The 314-nt window shown below is 42.0% G+C and carries 1 pseudogene; it reads right to left on the bottom strand.

What is annotated here, in order from left to right:
- Positions 1-314: pseudogene (locus HC176_RS18665) on the bottom strand (exonuclease domain-containing protein); the annotation flags it as partial.

Below are 314 nucleotides of genomic sequence, written 5' to 3'. Positions count from 1 at the left end.
ATCAGTCGTTGCAGCGCTATCGAAAAATATCACTTTTGGGGCACCTTGCTTCCGCATATAATTGCTCAGGATCTTGTGGGTGTGGTAAGTAGCGGCTTGCTGCTTTAAAAAAGGCACATAATCCTCCAGATGATTTACCTGAGCCTGAGTATCTATAAATCCGAAGCCCTGGTACTTGCCTTCCTTTACCATGACAAAAGCCTCTTCCTCAAAATGTCTTCCTTTCGCTCTTATCACATAAGTAGATGACTCTTCTGTAAGAGAATTAATGGCTGCAGTCACTTTTTTGTTATAGCCTGTAACCTTCTCTTTTC

The organism is Tamlana crocina, from assembly GCF_012037625.1.
The sequence above is the reverse complement of the archived record's forward strand: the minus strand, read 5'-3'. Positions and strand labels throughout refer to the sequence as shown.